Here is a 20,509-nt window from a genome sequence, read left to right on the forward strand (position 1 = left end):
TCGTTAGCGGGAGGCGAATTCTACAGCGTTTCAAACCGCTGTCAACCACCTCTTTTACCGCTTTCGATCACCTCGACCGACCCCTGCAGAACCAAACCTCAACCCTGCAGAAGTGGCGCATTCATCGCAGCTTTCGCTGCACTGTAACTTCTCTTTTTAAGCTAACTTCTTGTTTTACAAGAGGTTTACCGAGAAGCCTGCGCCAGAAGAGGTGCGGATTATAGGCCCGACAGAAACTACGTCAAGCCTTTATTAAAAGTTATTTGCCACCTTCCGCCACTAGCACTGCAACCCTGCAGCGGATTAACGCCGAGGCGGTGCGCTGCAGCCTATTCCAAGGTAGCTGCCGCGTCAGTAGTGCTCTTTATGCCGCTGTTCTCAGTGCAGATTGCGCCTCCTCGGGCAGAGTGTGACTGCCCACCTCTTCAGTTGCTCAGTGCGAGGCCGGCGGTGATGGCTGCGTTTTTGGCGGTGCTACTGCTCGGCGGCATTAGAGTGCGGTAAAAAGATCGCACCTGAGGACAGGTAACGGTCTTGATCGGCTAGCCTTGGCACGCTGGGCGGCAAGCCAGCCAACAGCGCGCAGTGAATACTGCCAGATGGTGCAGCGCTCGCCCTCACTCACCTCACCCTTAACCGCAAGGATGTCACAGTGCTGCTTCACGCAACCCCAGAAGCCGTGCCGGGTAATCTTCCGCGAGCAGGTTCTTCAGATCGCGGGAGACTATAGCAAGCAGTGGAACACCGCTTCGCAGCATTCCACCCCACCGGAAATTTGAATTCCGCGATTTGGAGGGTGCGCTTCATCCCTCCTTTACTACCAGCGCATTCAAGCGCAGTGCTTTCAACCACTCAACTCAAACGCGAAGTCGACTTGCGGATGATCTTGATCGAGTGCTTCAGCGTCGGCTTGCGGGTCACGCTGATCGCCTTACGGCTCACAGTATCGATAGTGATATTCCAGAAGCCACTGCTCGGCACGGTGATTTTTGCCGGGAAAGTATCGAAAGCACCGCCGTGGTAAGTGTGTCGGCCGCCATTCTTGAAGCTGCGGAAATTCGCGTCGCTCATCAGGCGGATATTGCAGGTCTGCGAGCATTCGATCACGACTACGTCGTCTTCATTTAGATGTTCGCGCTGGTGTATGTATTTCATCTACCGCTCCGCACAGCTGGGTCAGGCCAATCAAGACGCTAGTATGAGTGCCCGGAAGGATTGAGCAAAGCTCTCAGTCGTACGCCGCCATGCGCTAGCCCTAATCGGCCGACGGATACCGTCGCCGCACGCCTGGTGATAGCATGCGCGCCCCATGCAGATCGAAGATTTTTACCAGCACCTCGCCGCTCTCGGCGCCAAGCCCATGCATATCGGGCGGATCAGCCGTGCCTGGCTGCAAGGCAAGCCGCTGGATACCGGTACCCGCAACCAGAAGACCGAAAACTTTCTGCCGCTTGCGGTGCGTCATGCCCTGCCGCAGTTGACGGCAGAGCTCAACGCCCTCGCCCGTCTTAGCGCCGAGCACCCGGCGGCCGACGGCTCAGCGCGCTTGCTGGTGGAACTGGCCGACAAGCAGATGGTGGAAAGCGTGCTGCTGCCGCGCGATGGCCTATGCGTGTCGAGCCAGGTTGGTTGCGCGGTGGGTTGCGTATTCTGCATGACCGGCAAGAGCGGCCTGCTACGTCAGTTGAGCACAGCCGAGATTGTCGCTCAGGTAGTCCTGGCCAGGCGCTTCCGTCCGGTGAAGAAGGTGGTATTCATGGGCATGGGCGAGCCTGCGCACAACCTCGACAACGTGCTGCAGGCTATCGAGCTGCTAGGCACCGATGGCGGCATTGGCCAGCGCAACCTGGTGTTCTCTACCGTAGGCGATCCACGGGTCTTCGAGCGCCTGCCGCAACAGCGGATCAAGCCGGCGCTGGCTCTCTCGCTGCACACCACCGACGCCGAACTGCGCCAGCAACTGTTGCCGCGCGCACCACGCATCGACCCCGAGGAGCTGGTCGAGCTGGGCGAAATTTACGCGAGGCAGATTGATTACCCGATCCAGTACCAGTGGACGCTGCTCAAGGGCATCAACGACAGCCAGGCTGAAATGGACGGCATCCTGCGCCTACTCAAGGGCAAGTACGCGATCATGAACCTGATCCCCTACAACAGCCTGGAAGACGACAATTACCAACGCCCGGATGGCGACCGTATCGTGCAGATCGTGCGCTATCTACACAGCCGCGGCGTGCTGACCAAGGTGCGCAATTCCGCCGGCCAGGACATCGACGGCGGCTGCGGCCAGCTGCGCGCGCGAGCAGTCGAGGTGCTCGACCGCCGGCGCATGAGTGAGCGCTCCGCTGGCGTTTGAGACCGATGCACGCGACGATTCGCGGCGAACGACAAAGTTGGTCATATGACATGCCTCGGCATCTGCCCGGGGTTAATATGCTCTCCACTTCCGGCGCTAAGCATCCTGCATGTCCGGGTTAATTGGCTCACAGCGAACCCTGCATGATTGAGCGTCAACGCCTACGCCACATCCTCACGCTCGGCCTTCCGATTATCGGCGGTATGCTCAGCCAGAGCCTGCTCAACCTGGTGGATGCAGCCATGGTCGGCCACCTCGGCGAGAAGGCATTGGCCGGAGTCGGCATCGGCAGTTATGCCAACTTTATGGCCATCGCCCTGGTCATGGGCCTTGGCGCCGGCGTGCAAGCCCAGGTCGCGCGGCGCCGCGGCGCAGGACGCCTGGATGAACTAGCAGCACCGTTGAATGTCGGCATGCTGATTGCGCTGTGCCTTGCCCTGCCACTGACAGTGTTCTGCTGGTTGAACGCCCAGCCGATCATTCGACTGCTGTCAGGTGACCTCGAAGTACTGAGCATCGGCACGGCATACTTCGAGTGGCGGATACTGGCGATTTTCGCCGTCGGCCTGAACTTCTCCTTCCGCGGCTACTGGAATGGTAACCACCGTTCCGGCGTCTACTTGCGCACCCTGGTGATCATGCACCTGACCAATGTGCTGATCAGCTACTCGCTGATTCACGGCCTCTTCGGCTTACCACAGATGGGCGCGCCCGGCTCCGGACTGGGCACCACACTGGCACTGTACCTGGGCTCACTGATCTACGCCGTGCAGACCTGGCACAGCGCGCGCCGCGAGGGTTTTATGACCCGTCTTCCCAGCATCATTGACCTGCGCAGCATGCTGCGCCTGTCGATGCCCAACTCGGCCCAGCAATTCTTCTTCGCCACCGGCATCACCGCGCTGTTCTGGATCATCGGCCAGGTCGGCACCGCCGAACTGGCGGTGGCCCACGTGCTGATCAATCTGGCGCTGCTGCTGATCCTGCCGGCCATCGGCCTGGGCATGGCGGCCACCACCCTGGTCAGCCACAGCTTGGGCGAAATGGACTTCGACGCCGCCCACCGCTGGGGCTGGGAGGTGGTCAAGGTCGCAGCAGTCGGCCTGATGCTGCTGGGCACACCCTTCTGGCTGTACCCGGAGCTGATCTTGCGACTATTCGTCAGCGATCCTGCATTGATCGAGCTGGGCAGTTGGCCGTTGCGCCTGACCGGCATGGGCATGGTGCTGGATGCCACCGCCCTAGTGCTCACCCAGGCGCTGCTGGGCGCTGGCGCCAGCCGCACGGTGATGCTGGTCAGCCTGGGCAACCAGTGGCTGTTCTTTCTACCGCTGGCCTATCTGCTCGGCCCTATCCTAGGCTATGGTTTGCTGGCCATCTGGAGCCTGCAGATTCTCCAGCGCGGCATCGCATCGATGATTTTCGCCGTAATGTGGCAACGACGCGGCTGGACCCAGATACAGCTTTGAGTAACTATCAATGGATGTTCGGCAGGCCTGACAAACCGCCATTCAGGGGGGAACCATGAGCAAGCAGGATGATCCAGACGACAAGCCGCTGACGTTATGGGAAATGCTGCAGAGCGTTCTGGCAGCGGCCATTGGCGTACAGAGCGGCAAGAAGCGCAGCCGCGACTTCAGCCGGGGCAAACCCAGCCACTTCATCATCCTCGGGCTGCTGTTCACCCTGCTGTTCGTGCTGGTGATCTTTGCCGTGGTCAGACTGGTGCTACATTTCGCGGGCGTTTGAACTAGCGCAACAAGGCCTCAATAGAGCAGTCATAGCCTTGCAAGCCTGGGTTGAACGCAGCACTGAAACGACGAAAATTCAGGTTCGCATCATGCTTGTCGATGCGCTGCAGCAATCGTATCGACTCCTGCCTGTTCAGCAAGCGGAACAAATCAGCGTGTTGATCCTTGCCTCCGCGCGCGGCGAAGTCCAGGCCGGCGGCATAATCGTGGAGCATGACCATGGCGCAGCCGCCAAGAATGAAATGGCCGCTGACCAATACACTGATGCGTTCGTCAATTCGTGCCTGCAGCACTCTCTTTGAATTGTTCAGCCCCGAGTAGCGCAGTTGTCGCCCCTGCTCCGCCGCCGCGCGCATCACGCCAAACGTCATCTCGTCATTCGCTGCCCACACCAGGCTGACATCGGGATAACGTCCAAGCAGGGCACTAGCCTGCTCATACGCGCGTTGTTCCGACCACTCGCCATACAGCAGCTGCTTCAAGCGCATGCGCGGATGTTCGGCCAGCGCACGATGCAGACCGGCCTCACGCAATGTGGCTGATGGCGTCTGCTTGACGCCCGAGAAGGCGACCATTTCGCCTGCGCCAGCCGGCGCCATGGCAATCAGCGCCCTGGCCATCAGATAACCGGCTTCTTCATCGTTGGGTACCAGACTGCCGATCCAGTTGCGGTACTTCTCCCGACTGCCACCGACAAATGCCTGTTGATCCGGCGTCAGGGTGCTATGCAAGGCGAACAGCTTGATCTTGCTGTCGGCAAACAGCCGAAGTATCTCCGGCCCGACATAGTGTTCGTTGACGAAGACCAGATAGGTCGGCTGCTCCCGAGCTTGCAACACCTCACGGGCATGCTGCATCAGCTTGTGAGAGTCACGCTCGCCATTGAGTACACGCAACTGCATGCCGAGATCATTCGCGGCGTCGTGCATGTAAGCGATATATCCGACCCAGAACGGCTCATCGGTATAGCCAGGATTGAGAAATACCACCGACACGGGCGCCTTGGCCGTAGCGGGCTTGCCGACACTGGTCGCCAACGCCAAGCCACTTAACATTGAGAGACACAGCACAACAATTGCACCTACACCTGACCAGATCACGCACACGCCTCCCAAAAAGTGTGTGCAGTATAAGCGTTAGGCAATGGCTATTTGCCGCCATTTATCCGCAAACATCAGCATAGGGACGGCTTTCATAGGCCGTTCCCCTGCCACACCACCCGGCATCCGGGTCCGCGCCGGCCAGTCCGAGGACCCCGGTCATGAGAGGCGTACCAGCCCCAAGCAGTCGAACCACGCAATATTCAACATGCGACTCAAGTCCAGAGTGCCGCTGTGCCACCAACAGCGTGAGTTCCCGGCTATCGTATGCGCAACCTGCTGCACCGCTCCCTGTGATCAACACTCTCAATCGATCATAGGGTCGCGCTTCCACTGCTTGAGCCGGATCGCTCCGAGATGGTGTTGTATCCATTCGTTCAACTTGCGCCAGACCGCCGGGGTTTTCGACAGGCAGCACGAAGTAGGCTTCCACTTAGAAGGCCGGGCCGCAGAGTCTCTACGACCCGCTGTCCCGCCTTGTGACTGCAAACATAAACCTTTGCGATATCGGTGTAGCCCACATGACCATAACCTCGGCGCTTGAGCTCTCTATCCACTTCGCCCAACAGCACGCTCGCCAACAACGGTGACAGTGGGCCGCCTTGCGTCGCCCCACGGCGACTGCTCTCGACCACGCCATTAATCAACGCTCCCGCATCTAGATGGGCGCGAATCGGCCGGATAAGCGCCCGATCCGAAACCGCTTGCCTAAGCGATCAATCAAAATATCGCATATCGACCTGGATGCCCCTTCAGCCATGAGGCGAGATCTCCCCAGGTAAGAACGCAACTCTTCACCACACACCCCCTGGATTTACATAGCCTGCCCAGTCTTGCCCACAAGAGCTTCGCGGCCTTAGCCCGCTTGCCTTGCATCCGATCCTTACACATCGGCTCAAGGCTTTTACTCACGCTTGCCCCCCCACACACACACTCGGCCACCCTCATGCAGTTGCGCTTCACTTCGTTCACGGTGGCAAGCTTACGGCGGGACTTTCACCGGCAAGAGAGCGGTGCAAGCACAACGAGAACAGGCAGTCCACGTTGCCAAAGAACGCCAGGGGAAGCGCAGAAACCATTAGCCGGCCAGCACCTGAAAGCCCTCTGGCGCATGACCCACTGCAGCGCTCGGATCGACTCGCGGGCAAGCGCAACATCCAGGGAAGTAAAATGCCGGACTTCTGCACGCCATCCAGCGCCAACTACCAGCAGACATGATGACTTTCGGCCCTGAGAACGCTCGGCACCGCAGTTGCGACCAGGGACATGATGCCGATAGGTAGCAGAGCCACCTCCAGAACCTGGCTGGGGCTTGGAGGCCACCCTCTGCCTTCACGCACCAACGCTGAAATCAGTCGGTCAATAGTGCTTATGCATGGCGTGGATGATGCGAGCATCACCAGGTACAGACGTACCTGAATCCGGTGCCGAATCGGCGCGCGAAACAACCAACCCCCCGGCTGGCTGCCCGCAAGCAGCTGCTTAATGAACATCTCGCTGGCTGGCGACTCTACTTAACTCTTAGTACGCGACTGAAAGAGGTAGTAGATGATCGATAAAAAGCGACTCTCCATCGGCTTATCCGGCTGCCTGCTGCAGTATGCAATACTGCTTTCGCTATGCGCAGCGCCTGCTTTCGCCTCAACTCAGCAAGTGTTTGGCTGGGTTGAGGAGGGATTGATCCTGCCTGAAAATCTAGCGGTAAAGTTCAAGCTCGATACTGGCGCACTGACCTCCTCGATGCACGCCGAAGATATCGAACGCTTCCAGAAAAATGGTGAAGACTGGGTACGATTCAATATTGAGCTGCAAGACATCGCCACCAATAAGCAAGTGAACACTCAATTCGAGCGCCAAGTAGAACGAGCTATCAAGGTGCGCGGCGCCGGCGGGGCAGAGAGACGCCCAGTCGTATTGATGAAGATATGCCTAGGCGACCAGGTGTATGAAGAGCAATTCTCACTGAACGATCGAGACAGGATGAACTATCCAGTGCTGGTCGGCCGGCGCACCCTAGAGAAGGTGGGCCTGGTAGATTCCAACAAAACCTTTACCGCTAAACCTGATTGCTCGAAATCCGCGTCCAGTACCTGACTTGCCTAAAGCGGGCTCCACCCGTAATCGTTAGCGATAACGGCCAATCCCGGAAAGCAAAAAACCCCTGAAAGATTGCTCTCTCAGGGGTTTTGCGAAAGTGGCGGTGAAGGTGGGATTCGAACCCACGATACGATTTCTCGTATACACACTTTCCAGGCGTGCTCCTTCAACCGCTCGGACACTTCACCGGATCTCGACTGACACTGGGTGTCTGTCGAGGCGCGCTAATCTAGCCGAACAGCTCACCAAAGGCAAAGGTTTTTTCAGAATATTCATGCGCTTATACCTAATGCTCGGTATCCGCTCGACAAGCCTGGGGGCGTGCCTCGAATCGCCAGTGGCCGAATAGCAGCAAACCGAGGGGAATAGACTGGCTGAACAGCAATACGGCGTTCACTTCCCCCAGGCTTTGGCTGCGCGCGCAGCACGCCAGTAATTGGCCAACTTGTTGTTTCTCATTATCACAGCCGTCGCCCTCAAGTCAGTCGCCCTGCCAAAACAGCGCACGGGTGTGGTGCCAATTGCCTGGGTCAATTGGGCCGACAGGCTGTAATCGGCCGGCACAGCTGACTTGCCAGTCAGCCGCGGCGCTTTACCTGGACGGTGCGGGTGGGTAACGTCTGTGGTACTTCAGTACAAGGAACCTGCAATGAGCGACCTGATCAGCTACCAATTCGAAGACGGTATTGCCACCCTGACCCTGTGCAACGGCAAGGTGAACGCCATCTCACCAGACGTGATCGCCGCCTTCAATGTCGCACTTGATCGTGCCGAGCAGGACAAGGCCATCGTAATAGTCACCGGCCAGCCGGGAATTCTATCCGGCGGCTACGACCTCAAGGTGATGACTTCCGGCCCACAGAACGCGGTCAATCTGGTTGCTGCGGGTTCCACCCTGGCACGGCGCATGCTCGCCCACCCCTTCCCGGTCATCGTTGCCTGCCCCGGCCATGCCGTAGCCAAGGGTGCCTTCATCCTGCTCTCGGCCGACTACCGTATCGGCGTCGAAGGTCCGTTCAGCATCGGCCTGAACGAAGTACAAATTGGCATGACCATGCACCATGTCGGTATCGAACTGGCGCGCGACCGTCTGCGCAAGTCGGCGTTCCACCGCTCGGTGATCAATGGTGAGATGTTCGACCCGCAAGGTGCGGTGGATGCCGGCTTCCTCGACAAGGTGGTAGCTGCCGAGCAACTGCTGGCCACCGCCCAGGCGGTCGCTCAGCAGATGAAAAAGATCAACATGAGCGCGCACAAGAACACCAAACTGAAGGTGCGCAAGGCGCTGCTGGAAACCCTCGACCGGGCCATCGAACTGGACAAGCAACTCCCGCTCTAACCCCTCCATATGCCCACGCCGCCCGGCCAAGCGCCGGGCGGCGTCAGGGACGACCGGCCTGCTAATGGTCACACGCAGATACAGCGCTGTATCAACGCCCTGAGCCAGAAACTGACAGCCAGCTGTGATCGCCCAGCGCGAGCGGACACGGCAACAACCGATTATCTGGAAGAAATCATCGCCAGCGGCAACATTCTAGAAAGAGTGAGGTTGATCGTTGTCCCTTTCGGCAGACATAACAAGGCATCGCCATGGGCCGAGTCGTTGCCGCCGCCGTTTACAGCCAAGGCCAAAAAGTCACCGATATTCGCCTCGATGAAGGCAAGGAGTGGTCGAGAAAGCCCGGCCACTTCGTCTGGATAGGCCTGCACGATCCAGGTGTCGAGGAGCTGACCAATCTGCAGCGCCAGTACGACCTGCTCGAACTGGCGCTGGAGGACGCCCTGCAACGCCATACCCGGCCCAAGCTGGAAACCTTCGGCGACGCGTTGTTTCTGGTGGTCTATTCGGAGATTCAAGTGAATGGCGAACTGGAATTCATCGAAACCCAGATATTCGCCGGCAATGGCTACATCATCAGCGCCCGCTATGGCCAGTCAGCGCCTTACTCACAGGTACGCCAGCGCTGCGGGGCGCGCCCCGTGCTGCTTGAACATGGCGAAGACTTCGTGGTCTACGCACTGCTCAGTTTCGTCATCGAGAACTACCGGCCATTGATCGATGACTATTACGCGGAGTTGGAGGAGGTCGAACAGGACGTACTCAAGCGACCGCTGAGTCAGGCCGATGTCGAGCGTATTCAAGGCCTCCACCGTGACCTGTTGCACCTACGCCGTTACATCGGTCCGCTGGAGGAAATCTGCCAGGAGCTGCAACGCCTGGACTTCCCCTTTATTGACAAGCATATGCGCCCGTATTTTCGCGACGTGGCCATTCACGTCAGCCGCTTACTGGAAGACCTGACCGCCCTGCGCGAAATGGCTGACCACGCCATCGAAATCGGCTTGTTGCTGGAGTCTTCACGACTGAGCATCACCCAACGCAAATTCGCCGCCTGGGCCGCGATCCTCGCCTTCCCCACGGCAGTAGCGGGTATTTACGGGATGAACTTCGAGAACATGCCGGAACTCACCTGAAAGTACGGCTACTTCGGTGTACTAGGCCTGCTTACCAGCGGCTGCACCGGGCTTTACGCAAGCTTCAAACACTCCGGTTGGTTATGAGCCGATCCTGCCTAGCAGCAAAAGGTCCAATCTGATAGTCGGCCTTATTAGTCTCTAGCCAGCGCCCGCAAACGCAGTGGCTCGTTGGTATCGACTGCTGGACGTGACAGCTGCACCCAAGACTGCTGGCGCTTGGTGCAAGCGGAACGCCCTCCTCGGCCAGTCGCCGCCACCTGCTCAGTCATTCAGGCCCGCGCGGCCGTGCGCAACAAAACGCATCATCCACTCAGCCACCGTATGGCCCTGATGCTCGTGCTGCAGGCTGTCGACGCCCTTGCGATAGGCCTCTTCACCAATGTGCTGCTGGCGAATTTCCAGCAGCTCCTTGGAGTAGTCGTGGATGAACTCCGGATGGCCCTGGAAGCACAGCACTTGGTCGTCGATGCAGTAGGCGGCGAACGGGCAGAAGTCGCTTGAGGCCAGCAGGGTGGCATTTTCCGGCAGCTTGGTGACCTGATCCTGATGACTGATCAGCAGAGTCAGCTCCTCCAGCACCGGGGTCATCCAGGTCGGTTGATGAGCCAGGCGATAGCGATGGGTGCCCACGCCCCAGCCCTGCTCGGCGCGTTCGGTCTTGCCGCCGAGCAGCAACGCCAGCAGTTGGTGACCAAAGCAGATGCCAAGCAGCTTGTCGCCACGGGCATAGCGCTCGAGCAAATAGGTCTTGAGGGTTTCGATCCACGGATCGCTGCCGAACGAATCGGCCTTGCTGCCGGTAACCAGATAGGCATCGTAGTGCTCGCTGTCCGGCGGGTAGTGGCCCTCCATCACGTTGTACACGGTGAACTCGGCAGCGACAGGCTGGCGAGCGAACAGGCGCTCGAACATCCGGCCATAACCCTGATACTGGCCGACCAGTTCAGGGCGAAGAATGTCAGTTTCGAGAATGCAAATCTGCAACGGCATGGGGCAAATACCTGAAACGCGAGTAATGGGTCGTTTAATGCTCAAGCCTGCCTGTGGCGGGGCGACAAGACAAGAGGACGCATCGTCAACTAGGCACAAAATCGCCCGACGACCCAGTCTGCGCCTGTATCGGCTCGCTCGATAGTCTCAGGATAACGCCCATTCACTTCTGGCTTCGGTGCCCTGGTCGGTCTCGGGCTGTACCTGATGAATACTGGCTTGGCTCCGCGCTTAATCGTAGCCCAGGCTCAGCAATCATCAGGTAGCCGAAATGCTCAAGCAGCTGACCGGCGACCCGCCTTGCAAGCCACAGATGGCACTAGCCGGACCGTACGGTTTCAGCTCATCCGATGGCGCAATGCCGTGCAAGACTTGCTCGCGCAGCAGCCCATGTCTGGTACCAGGTTGCTGCGCGAGAAGAGCCTGCATATCGACTAGAGGGTCAGAAGTTTTCGTTCTTCGCCGCTTTCTCCAACAGCAAGGCCGGTGGCAGGAAGCGCTCGCCATACTGCTCAGCCAGGTACTGGGCGCGTGCAACGAAATCGCGGAGGCCATACTGGTTGATGAACTGCAGAGCCCCACCGGTCCAGGCGGCGAAGCCGATGCCGAAGATCGAGCCGATGTTGGCGTCCGCCACCGACGTGAGCACAGCCTCCTCAACGCAACGTACGGTCTCGATGGCCTGGATGAACAGAATGCGATCGCGCACATCCTGCTGCGAGATCTGTGCGTCAGGCTTTTCGAAACGAGCCTTTAGCTCCGGCCACAGGTGCTTCTTACCGCCGACCGGGTACTCGTAGAAACCCGCGCCGGCGGCTTTGCCTGGACGCTTGTATTCATTGAGCATCAGCTCGATCACCACGAATGCCGGGTGCTGCACGATGCTCTTGCCCTCCTCGGCCAGATCCTTGAGGGTCTGCTCACGGATATGGTTCATCAGGCTCATGGACACTTCGTCGCTGATCGCCAGCGGACCGACCGGCATGCCGGCCTTGCGCGCTTCGTTTTCGATCATTGCCGCCGACACGCCCTCGCCGAGCATGGCGATGCCTTCATTGGTAAAGGTGCCGAACACCCGCGAGGTGAAAAATCCCCGACTGTCATTGACCACTATCGGGGTCTTGTTGATCTGCATGACGTAGTCGAAAGCGCGGGCCAGGGTTGCGTCGCTGGTGCGCTCGCCTTTGATGATTTCCACCAGAGGCATCTTGTCTACCGGGCTGAAGAAATGCAGGCCGATGAACTTGTCCTGTTTCTGCACCGCCGTGGCTAATCCGGTGATCGGCAGGGTCGAGGTGTTGGAGGCGATCACCGCATCGGCCAGCGCAGCCCGTTCGGCGGCAGCGGTGACGTTGGCCTTGAGATCGCGATCTTCGAATACCGCTTCAATGATGAGGTCGCAGCCGTTGAAGTCGGCGTCCTTGTCGGTGGCCTTGATCCGCGCCAGGATGCTGTCGCGCTTGTCGACACTCATCTGGCCGCGGCCGACCTTCTTCTCCAGCAACTTGGCCGAATAGCTCTTGCCCTTCTCCGCCGCCTCCTGGGAGATATCCTTGAGCACCACCTCGATGCCGGCCACGGCCGACACATAGGCAATGCCCGCGCCCATCATGCCGGCGCCGAGCACACCAACCTTGCGCGTGACATAGGGCGCAAAACCCTGGGGCCGCGAACCGCCGGCGTTGATCTGGTTGAGCTGGAACCAGAAGGTGCCGATCATGTTCTTCGCCACTTGCCCGGTGGCCAGTTCGGTGAAGTAGCGCGCCTCGATGATCTGCGCCGTGTCGAAGTCGACCTGGGCGCCCTCGACCGCGGCGCACATGATCTTCTCCGGCGCGGGGAAACAACCGTTGGTCTTGTTGCGCAGAATGGAGGGAGCAATGGCGAGCATCTGCGCCACATTCGGGCTTGCTGGCGTGCCGCCGGGGATCTTGTAGTCGGCCACATCCCATGGCTGCTTGGGCGCCGGGTTGGCGACAATCCAGGCGCGAGCCTTGGCCAGCAGATCATCCTTGTCGGAGGCCAATTCGTGGACCAGGCCGGCCTTGAGCGCGGCTTCGGGGCGTACCTTCTTGCCTTCGAGCAGATACGGCAGGGCCTTTTCCAGGCCAAGCAGGCGCACCATGCGCACCACCCCACCGCCGCCCGGCAGCAGGCCGAGGGTCACTTCCGGCAGACCGAGTTGCACGCTGGAACTGTCCAGGGCGACACGGTGATGACAGGCCAGGGCGATTTCCCAGCCTCCGCCCAGAGCCGCGCCATTGATCGCCGCCACCACGGGCTTGCCGAGGGTTTCCAGGCGGCGCAGTTGGCCCTTGATATTCAGGATCATCTCGTAGAAGGCTTGGGCGTCGGCCTTGGTGACCTTGATCAGTTCACCCAGGTCGCCTCCAGCGAAGAAGGTTTTCTTGGCCGAGGTCACAATCACCCCAGTGATGGCATCCTTTTCGGCTTCCAGGCGTGCAACGGTTTTACCCATGGCCTCGCGGTACACCGCGTTCATGGTGTTGGCACTCTGGCCGGGCATGTCCATGGTCAGGACGACAATATTGTCCTGGCCCTTTTCGTAACGGATGGCGTCAGTCATTTTAAAATTCTCTTCCCAAATGTCGGGGGGGAGCACTTCAGGGGCGTCACGAGCGCAGGTCAGGCAAGGCGGCAATCATCTGGGAAGCGGATTTGCTGGTGCAAATGAGCATTCCCGGACGATTTCCAACACAGCATGGCCGAGCGCAGTAGCCCGTGAAAGCTCCTTAGATACGTTCGATGATGGTGGCTATACCCATACCACCGCCCACGCAGAGGGTGGCCAGGCCATAGCGCAACTGGCGCTTCTCCAATTCGTCAAGCAAGGTGCCGAGGATCGCGCAGCCTGTAGCGCCAAGCGGGTGGCCCATGGCAATGGAGCCGCCGTTGACATTGACCTGGTCTTCGCTGACACCCATATCCTTCATGAATTTCATCACCACCGAGGCAAAGGCTTCGTTGACCTCGAACAGATCGATGTCGCTGACAGTCAAGCCGGCCTTGGCCAGCGCCTTGCGGGTAGCCGGTGCCGGACCGGTGAGCATGATGGTCGGGTCGGTGCCGATCACAGCAGTCGCGACGATGCGCGCCCGCGGCTGCAAACCCAACTCCTTGCCCTTGGCGGCGCTGCCGATCAGCATCAGCGCCGAGCCGTCGACTATGCCGGAGCTGTTGCCCGGCGTGTGCACATGGTTGATCTGCTCGACATGGCTGTAGACCCGCAGTGCGGTGCCGTCGAAGCCCATCTGCCCCATCATCTCGAAGCTCGGCTTGAGTTTGCCCAGGCCCTCCAGGGTGCTGTCGCCGCGAATGAATTCATCGTGATCTAGCAGCACGATGCCGTTCTGATCGGTCACCGGGATCAGCGACTTGTCGAACGAGCCATCGGCGCGCGCGCGCGCCGCCTTCTGTTGCGAACGCAGCGCATAGGCGTCGACATCGGTCCGGCTGAAGCCCTCCAGGGTGGCGATCAGATCGGCACCGATGCCCTGGGGGGTGAAATGACTGTGCAGGTTGGTCGCCGGATCCATGACCCAGGCGCCGCCGTCGGAGCCCATGGGCACGCGCGACATCGACTCGACACCACCCACTACTACCAGGTCCTCGAAGCCGGAGCGCACTTTCATCGCGCCCAGGTTGACCGCTTCCAGGCCCGATGCGCAGAAGCGATTGAGCTGCATGCCGGAGACACTGACATCCCAGTCGGCGACCATGGCCGCGGTCTTGGCAATGTCCGCCCCCTGATCACCCACCGGCGTAACGCAGCCCAGCACGATGTCATCGACCTGGCTGGTATCCAGGTTGTTGCGCGCTTGCAGGGCCTTGAGCAGGCCGGCGATCAGGTCAACAGGCTTGACGCTGTACAGCGCCCCGTCCTTCTTGCCTTTGCCGCGGGGCGTGCGCACCGCATCGAAAATGAATGCTTCGGTCATGGCGTCCTCAGACCTCCCTTGGAGGGTATGGATGGCGGCGCATTGCTACCTGGCTGCACCTGTTCTTGTCAGTTGCACTACCTTACCCCCAGTTGAGGCTGGCTCAATGACCGAAGTGCTCAGGCACATTGACCGCTCTGCTCAGACGAACGGTCATCTGCTGGCGATATGCAGGCACAGGCCGGCCTAAAGGCTCTGGCACAAGGGTTGCTCAGGATTTTGCGCTACCGGGCATAACTCAATGCTCCGAACTCGCAACGCCTAGCAACCAAGTCATCTAAGCGATCTGTGGCATGCCCCCTAGAGTTAGCATGACTACACGGAAATAGAGCCACAAAAGTAGGAGCCGCCGCCGGGTTTTGCCGGGGTGGTTTTTCAGTCCACGCGCAGGCGTGACGCTGCAGCCCGACAGGCCGTTAGAGCGGGTATTCGACGCCACACCAACAAAAACAAAAGGCAGATGGCCATGTTCAAACAGCCCAAATTCCGGCAAGCGAGTCTGATCGTATTCGCCACGACCTTGATCCTGATTCTTCCCAACCTCACCCGACTGGTCGGTTAGCCCCTGCCCGCACCCGGGTGACGCGCGGGCGATCACCTTGGCGCGGGCAATACATCAAGGGTTCATCGGTACGACACACGGCCCGGCGGGCTGTCGTTATGCTCCGAACGAACCTCCATCCGGACTGCCCGATGCTCTGCTCCGCACCAAGCTGCCGCCCGCTGATCTGGGATGGGTGTCGCTGCGCTCAACCTACAAACGCCCCGCTCGCGCGGTGCAGACCAACTACCTCGAGCGATCCTCAGGGTGGCACCGCCGCAGGCCGTGCACCATTGGTTCGGCGGTGCGGTGCAAGAGCTAGCGGAAGGTCACATCGCGCCGAGCGCAACGTTGTGCGGCACGATCCAGCGCCTTGCTGCGAAGGTCTGGATGCGCTCTGTCGCAGGCGCGCAATGGCCCATTCCCGCTGACTGCTAGTGAAAATCAAGCCGATACCGCCTGCCCGCCACCCAGGCGCAAGCCTGGATAAGCACCCCCACCAGCCCGTAACCAGATTGCGTAAGCTTTGCGACTGACCCGCGCTACACCTTACCCTTGGTCCCACACTCGGCCGCCTCCCACATTCTGAGCAGTGAAGGTGTAACCCTCCCCTTCATCTTCTGCCTGCGGGATGTGATTTACCGAAAAGAGTGCGCGACCTTCGCAATCTGCACGCGATGACTCACCATCAGGGCGCTGGCGGCGCCCACAGCAGAGGAACAAGACCCCGTGGATGATTGGAATTTCTTACTCGAACGAACCCTATGGCTCAATGCAGGCGTGGTGCTGATCGCCACCTTGACCCTCTATTTCATACTGCGCACGCTGTCCAGCAAGCTGAGCAGCCATCTGGCCAGCTGGGCAAAGGGCCAGCGCAGCTTGGCCACCACCCTGGCGGTGGATATCTTGCGCCAGACCAGCCGCATCCTGTTGTTCGCCTTTAGCCTGCTGCTCGCCCTCAAGCTGGTCAGCCTGCCTGCGAAATGGGAAGCCACTCTGGCCCACGGCTGGTTCATCGCGCTGGCCCTGCAGATCGCCATGTGGCTTGACAGCGGAGTGCGCCTTTGGACCCGCAACATGCTGGTCAGTGACGATGGCACCCTGCGCAACCCGGTCACCACCACCATCATCGCGGTCCTGCTGCGCATCCTCATCTGGGCGGTGATGCTGCTGTCGATCCTGGCCAACGTCGGCGTCAATATCACCGCCCTGGTGGCCAGCCTCGGAGTCGGCGGCATTGCTGTGGCGCTGGCGGTGCAAACACTGCTCAGCGACATGTTCGCCTCGCTGTCGATCGGCATCGACAAGCCCTTCGAGATCGGCGACTTCGTGGTATTCGGCTCGGTCGCCGGCTCTATCGAACATATCGGCCTGAAGACCACACGCATTCGCAGCCTGAGCGGCGAGCAGATCGTCTGCGCCAATTCCGAGCTGCTGCGCCAGACCCTGCATAACTACAAGCGCATGGACCAGCGGCGCATCGATTTCAAGTTCGGCATCACCTACAACACGCCGCAGGACAAGGTGCGCGAGGTGGCGGCGCTGGTCCGCCGGATAGTCGAGGGGATTGCCGATACCCGCTTCGACCGCGCGCACTTCCTCGCCTTCGACAACTACCAACTGACGTTCGAAGTGGTCTATTTCGTGCTGAGTTCGGACTACAACAAGTACATGGACATTCAGCAGGACATCAATCTGGGCCTGCTGCAAGGCATGCGTGAGCTGGACGTGCAATTCGCCTTCCCGACCCAAAGCGTTGAATTCATCGGCGGGAAATTTCCGCAAATCTGCGTGGCCGGCCTGCCCAGTCCAGCGGTCGCGGAGCGTGGCGACACGCAGCAGGAAGCTGCTGCCAGCACCCAATCGCCGGCCCGTGGGTAAAAACAGGCGGGCATCTGCAGGTCCACTATTGGCGGCCGTTCATGCATAGCCAGCCTGCGCGGCCTGTGCGGCCCGGCCTACGCGGCGCGGCCCAACCTGCAATTGTGCGTTCAATGGCCATCCGCGGACAGGCTGCCGGGGCCTTTGCAATCATGCGAGGGTGTGCTCAAAGAGCTATACCGTGGTCGCGGTCAAACCCAGTAGTCACCAGGCGCTTCCGCTAGCTGGCCGAGCAGTGTGTTCAGGCCGCCGCTCCACTGCTGACGAATTCCTTCGAAATAGGCATCGCCTTCGCGTACACGAAATCCGCTCGGCACCTCAAAGCTGTCGGTTTTGTAGACCAGCAAATCCAGCGGCATACCGACCGACAGGTTGCTGCGGATGGTCGAGTCGAAGGAAATCAAGGCGCAACGCAGCGCCAGTTCCAGAGGCGTCTGGTAACGCAGGGCGCGATCGAGGATTGGCTTGCCGTATTTGCTCTCGCCGATCTGAAAGTACGGCGTGTCTTCGCTGGACGTGATGAAGTTGCCCTGCGGATAGAGGTTGTAAAGCGCCGGGGCTTGGCCATGAATCTGTCCACCGAGCAGAAACGAGCAGCCCAGCTCTATGCCCTGATTGAGGGTCGCGCTTTCATCATGGGCCAGCACTTCGCGCAGGGTATCGCCCACCAGAGTCGCCGCGGCAAACAGGCTCGGGACGTTGTGCAAATGCTCGCCGACTCCGTCCAGGCGTTGACGCAGCAGGCTGATCACCGACTGCGAGGTGGCCAGGTTGCCGGCGCTTTGCAGGACGATCAGACGCTCGCCGGGCACCCCGAATACATGCAGTTTGCGAAATACGGAAATGTGATCGACGCCCGCGTTGGTGCGCGAATCGGAAACGAACACCAGCCCTTGGGCCAGGCTCATTGCAACGCAGTAGGTCATGCTTCACCTTGTAGAACGAATGCGCCCGGTACAGTCGTAAACGCTGCACCGGGCGCGGCTGGGTACTCATCTTGCGCAATTCTACTGTTTTTGCACCTTCAGCTGCGGAGAAACTTCTACAAGGGCGTGCATCTGTTCGGTGCCACCGCCACGGCGCATGCCACGCACCGGGCAGGCATCCAGGTAATCCAGACCGATCGCCAACTTCAAATGACGCTCCGGCTTGGCCAGGCAGTTGGTCACATCGAAACTGTACCAGGCGCCATCCAGCCAGGCTTCGGCCCAGGCGTGGCTGGCCAGGTGGTCGTCGCTGTCGGTGAGCAGGTAACCCGACACATAACGGGCCGGAATACCGAGGCTGCGCGCGCAGGCGAGAAAGGCATGGGCATGGTCCTGACACACCCCCTGCTGGCCGGCGAAAGCTTCGGCCGCGCTGGTTTCCACCGCGGTACTGCCCGTCAGGTAGCTGATGTGGCCATGCAACGCATGCATCAGGTCGATCAAGGCGCCGCGGTCACGACGTTGTTTGCAGTGCTGTTGGGCGAACCCGCGCAAGGCCGCATCCGCCTCGGTCAGGCGAGTGAAGCGCAGGAACGGCAGCGCCGACTGGCGCTCGTGTTCGCACTCGCGCAAGACATCGATCTCGACCTGACCGCTGGCGCCGATGACGATGGATTCGTGCGGCTCATCCATGGTCAGCACATGCAGGATGTTGCCGTAGGGGTCGAGCTGGGCGCGCACCGGGCGCGGCAGCTTGAGCTGCCAGCTGAGAACACGCTGGCGTTCACTGTCGTGCGGGGTCAGGCGCAGGTACTGGATGCTTGCACGCACCCGCTTTTCGTAATGGTAGGTGGTGTCGTGGCTGATGGACAGTCTCATGCGACCTCCAGGTAGGAATTGTGGATGGCTTGGCCCAGGCCGCGCACCAGCAGGATGAAGTCGGTGAGCCAGGCATGCAGGCCTTCGTCCAGCACCTCGTCGATACTGGTGTAGCGCAGACGGGCTTCCAGTTCGGCCGCCAGGCGCTGGGCCGGGCGACCATTCTCGCCAGGCAGGCTGGCGAGCATCAGGTGCAGTTCATCCATGCAGGCCCGCAAGGAGCGTGGAATGTCGGGGCGCAACAGCAGCAGCTCCGAGACCTTGCGCGTGCCCGGCGAGCCGCGATAGATCTCGGCGAAGGCCTCGTACGAGGACAGTGCGCGCAGCAATGCGCTCCATTGATAGTAGCTGCGCGCCGGACGGCCATCGACCTCGTCGATGTCCTCGCCGAGCATCTCGTAGCGCGCATCGAGCAGGCGCAAGGTGTTGTCCGCCCGTTCGATGAAGGTCCCAAGACGAATGAAGCGGTAAGGGTCGCCACGCATGATGGTGCCGAAAGTGGCGCCACGGAACAGGTGCGAACGCTCCTTGACCCACTCACAGAAACGGCTGATGCCGTAGCGCCCCAGCCCCTGCTCGGCGATGCCGCGAATCTCCAGCCAGCTGGCGTTGATGTTCTCCCACATCTCGGCGGTGATACGTCCGCGCACCGCATGGGCATTGCTGCGCGCCGCGCCCAGGCAGTTGTAGATACTCGCCGGGTTCTCGGCATCCAGGGCAAAAAATTGCAGCATGCGCTCGCCGTGCAGCTGGCCATGGCGTGCCATGTACTCTTCCAGGGTGCCGGTAATAACCAGCGGCATGGCCAGTTCTCCCAGGCCATCGCCACGGCCGTCTTGCGGCATCAGCGACAGCGAATAACTGACATCGAGCATGCGCGCGAGGTTTTCCGCACGCTCCAGATAGCGCGACATCCAGTACAGATCAGAGGCAGTTCTACTCAGCATAGTCAGGGCGCTCTCATGTTAAATGGCGAGCCACGTTGGCACTGTGAGCCTGCCAGGCATGCCGCGGGCCCACTCCCTCATCAAGTCCCGCAACACTGCATGGCGGGCTCACAGCACCATCCCCAAGGGCCGCGCCCTGCAAGGCGCATTGCGCGTTACTCGTGGTACACGTATGGAATACATTTATTGTCTTGCGCCTGCGGGGCAGCGACGCGGCCGTCAGGGCCCGCACTGCTAATCCTCCACCACCCAAGTATCCTTGGTGCCGCCACCTTGCGACGAGTTGACCACCAGCGAACCTTCGCGCAGGGCCACGCGAGTCAGCCCTCCAGGCACCAGGCGCACTTCGCGACCGGATAGTACGAACGGGCGCAGGTCGATATGCCGCGGCGCGATACCGTTCTCGACAAAGGTCGGGCAGGTCGACAGGCACAGGGTCGGCTGGGCGATATAGGCCTCGGGCCTGGCGATCAGGCGGGCGCGGAAGGTTTCGATCTCGGCCTTGCTCGCGGCCGGCCCGACCAGCATGCCGTAGCCACCGGAGCCCTGGGTTTCCTTGACCACCAGTTCAGGCAGGTTGGCCAGCACGTGGGACAGGTCGGCC

The 20,509-nt window shown here is 60.3% G+C and carries 15 protein-coding genes, 1 tRNA gene and 1 pseudogene; 7 read left to right on the forward strand and 10 right to left on the reverse strand.

What is annotated here, in order from left to right:
* Nucleotides 1–852: 852 nt before the first annotated feature.
* Nucleotides 853–1,155, reverse strand: a complete 303-nt coding sequence (locus LJY18_RS22355; protein ID WP_238044658.1) for a DUF1883 domain-containing protein — start codon at nt 1,153–1,155, stop codon at nt 853–855.
* A gap of 154 nt (nt 1,156–1,309) precedes the next feature.
* Between LJY18_RS22355 and LJY18_RS22360 the strand changes: the two genes are divergently transcribed.
* The 3 genes from LJY18_RS22360 (at nt 1,310) to LJY18_RS22370 (ending at nt 4,105) form a co-directional block, all read left to right on the forward strand.
* Complete coding sequence (locus tag LJY18_RS22360; RefSeq protein WP_238044662.1) at nt 1,310–2,356, forward strand: RNA methyltransferase; 1,047 nt, start codon at nt 1,310–1,312, stop codon at nt 2,354–2,356.
* Nucleotides 2,357–2,499: 143 nt separating this feature from the next.
* Complete coding sequence (locus LJY18_RS22365) at nt 2,500–3,825, forward strand: MATE family efflux transporter (RefSeq protein WP_238044665.1); 1,326 nt, start codon at nt 2,500–2,502, stop codon at nt 3,823–3,825.
* Between the two features lie 55 nt (nt 3,826–3,880).
* Nucleotides 3,881–4,105, forward strand: coding sequence for a DUF2970 domain-containing protein (locus LJY18_RS22370; RefSeq protein ID WP_238044668.1), 225 nt, complete (start codon nt 3,881–3,883; stop codon nt 4,103–4,105).
* Between the two features lies 1 nt (nt 4,106).
* Here the strand turns inward: LJY18_RS22370 and LJY18_RS22375 are convergent, their stop codons facing one another.
* Nucleotides 4,107–5,213 carry an ABC transporter substrate-binding protein gene (locus LJY18_RS22375; protein ID WP_238044670.1) on the reverse strand — a complete coding sequence of 369 codons (1,107 nt, stop codon included), beginning with the start codon at nt 5,211–5,213 and terminating at the stop codon, nt 4,107–4,109.
* Nucleotides 5,214–6,755: 1,542 nt separating this feature from the next.
* Between LJY18_RS22375 and rloA3 the strand changes: the two genes are divergently transcribed.
* Nucleotides 6,756–7,301, forward strand: a complete 546-nt coding sequence (gene rloA3, locus LJY18_RS22380; protein WP_238044673.1) for a retropepsin-like aspartic peptidase RloA3 — start codon at nt 6,756–6,758, stop codon at nt 7,299–7,301.
* 101 nt (nt 7,302–7,402) lie between these two features.
* Here the strand turns inward: rloA3 and LJY18_RS22385 are convergent.
* Nucleotides 7,403–7,492, reverse strand: a tRNA-Ser gene (locus LJY18_RS22385).
* A 461-nt stretch (nt 7,493–7,953) separates the two neighbouring features.
* Here LJY18_RS22385 and LJY18_RS22390 point away from each other — a divergent pair.
* On the forward strand, nt 7,954–8,643 hold the full coding sequence (locus LJY18_RS22390) for a crotonase/enoyl-CoA hydratase family protein (RefSeq protein WP_238044675.1): 690 nt from the start codon (nt 7,954–7,956) through the stop codon (nt 8,641–8,643).
* 251 nt (nt 8,644–8,894) lie between these two features.
* Nucleotides 8,895–9,866 (forward strand): annotated as a pseudogene (locus LJY18_RS22395) (magnesium and cobalt transport protein CorA).
* Nucleotides 9,867–10,043: 177 nt separating this feature from the next.
* On the opposite strand, the gene LJY18_RS22400 reads toward LJY18_RS22395, so the two are convergent.
* From LJY18_RS22400 to LJY18_RS22410, 3 genes are all read right to left on the reverse strand, one after another.
* A complete protein-coding gene (locus LJY18_RS22400; RefSeq protein ID WP_238044678.1) occupies nt 10,044–10,772 on the reverse strand; it encodes an amidotransferase in 729 nt (242 codons plus the stop codon).
* Between the two features lie 442 nt (nt 10,773–11,214).
* Entirely contained in the window at nt 11,215–13,359 is a 2,145-nt protein-coding gene (locus LJY18_RS22405) for a 3-hydroxyacyl-CoA dehydrogenase NAD-binding domain-containing protein (RefSeq protein ID WP_238044680.1), read from the reverse strand.
* Between the two features lie 166 nt (nt 13,360–13,525).
* Nucleotides 13,526–14,731, reverse strand: coding sequence for an acetyl-CoA C-acetyltransferase (locus LJY18_RS22410; protein ID WP_238044682.1), 1,206 nt, complete (start codon nt 14,729–14,731; stop codon nt 13,526–13,528).
* Between the two features lie 1,270 nt (nt 14,732–16,001).
* On the opposite strand from LJY18_RS22410, the gene LJY18_RS22415 reads away from it, so the two are divergent.
* Nucleotides 16,002–17,153 carry a mechanosensitive ion channel family protein gene (locus tag LJY18_RS22415; RefSeq protein WP_238044684.1) on the forward strand — a complete coding sequence of 384 codons (1,152 nt, stop codon included), beginning with the start codon at nt 16,002–16,004 and terminating at the stop codon, nt 17,151–17,153.
* A gap of 191 nt (nt 17,154–17,344) precedes the next feature.
* Here LJY18_RS22415 and LJY18_RS22420 read toward each other — a convergent pair whose 3' ends face one another.
* The 4 genes from LJY18_RS22420 to LJY18_RS22435 form a co-directional block, all read right to left on the reverse strand.
* Entirely contained in the window at nt 17,345–18,079 is a 735-nt protein-coding gene (locus LJY18_RS22420; protein ID WP_238044686.1) for a proteasome-type protease, read from the reverse strand.
* 81 nt (nt 18,080–18,160) lie between these two features.
* On the reverse strand, nt 18,161–18,958 hold the full coding sequence (locus LJY18_RS22425; RefSeq protein WP_238044688.1) for a transglutaminase family protein: 798 nt from the start codon (nt 18,956–18,958) through the stop codon (nt 18,161–18,163).
* The gene (locus LJY18_RS22430; protein ID WP_238044690.1) at nt 18,955–19,905 is read right to left on the reverse strand and encodes an alpha-E domain-containing protein; all 951 of its coding nucleotides are present in this window, start codon (nt 19,903–19,905) and stop codon (nt 18,955–18,957) included. The genes LJY18_RS22425 and LJY18_RS22430 overlap by 4 nt, the downstream gene beginning before the upstream one ends.
* A 234-nt stretch (nt 19,906–20,139) precedes the next feature.
* On the reverse strand, nt 20,140–20,509 hold a 370-nt coding region (locus LJY18_RS22435; protein ID WP_238044691.1), incomplete at its 5' end, for a circularly permuted type 2 ATP-grasp protein.

The sequence above is a fragment of the Pseudomonas sp. MMS21 TM103 genome (assembly GCF_022132145.1).
Taxonomy (GTDB): Bacteria; Pseudomonadota; Gammaproteobacteria; order Pseudomonadales; family Pseudomonadaceae; genus Aquipseudomonas.

Coding starts and splice junctions, on each gene's coding strand:
- LJY18_RS22365 (WP_238044665.1), top strand. CDS start 2,500: ATGATTGAGCGTCAACGCCTACGCCACATCCTCACGCTCGGCCTTCCG.
- LJY18_RS22400 (WP_238044678.1), bottom strand. CDS start 10,772: ATGCCGTTGCAGATTTGCATTCTCGAAACTGACATTCTTCGCCCTGAA.
- LJY18_RS22420 (WP_238044686.1), bottom strand. CDS start 18,079: ATGACCTACTGCGTTGCAATGAGCCTGGCCCAAGGGCTGGTGTTCGTT.
- LJY18_RS22430 (WP_238044690.1), bottom strand. CDS start 19,905: ATGCTGAGTAGAACTGCCTCTGATCTGTACTGGATGTCGCGCTATCTG.
- LJY18_RS22410 (WP_238044682.1), bottom strand. CDS start 14,731: ATGACCGAAGCATTCATTTTCGATGCGGTGCGCACGCCCCGCGGCAAA.
- LJY18_RS22405 (WP_238044680.1), bottom strand. CDS start 13,359: ATGACTGACGCCATCCGTTACGAAAAGGGCCAGGACAATATTGTCGTC.
- LJY18_RS22355 (WP_238044658.1), bottom strand. CDS start 1,155: ATGAAATACATACACCAGCGCGAACATCTAAATGAAGACGACGTAGTC.
- LJY18_RS22390 (WP_238044675.1), top strand. CDS start 7,954: ATGAGCGACCTGATCAGCTACCAATTCGAAGACGGTATTGCCACCCTG.
- LJY18_RS22360 (WP_238044662.1), top strand. CDS start 1,310: ATGCAGATCGAAGATTTTTACCAGCACCTCGCCGCTCTCGGCGCCAAG.
- LJY18_RS22370 (WP_238044668.1), top strand. CDS start 3,881: ATGAGCAAGCAGGATGATCCAGACGACAAGCCGCTGACGTTATGGGAA.
- rloA3 (WP_238044673.1), top strand. CDS start 6,756: ATGATCGATAAAAAGCGACTCTCCATCGGCTTATCCGGCTGCCTGCTG.
- LJY18_RS22425 (WP_238044688.1), bottom strand. CDS start 18,958: ATGAGACTGTCCATCAGCCACGACACCACCTACCATTACGAAAAGCGG.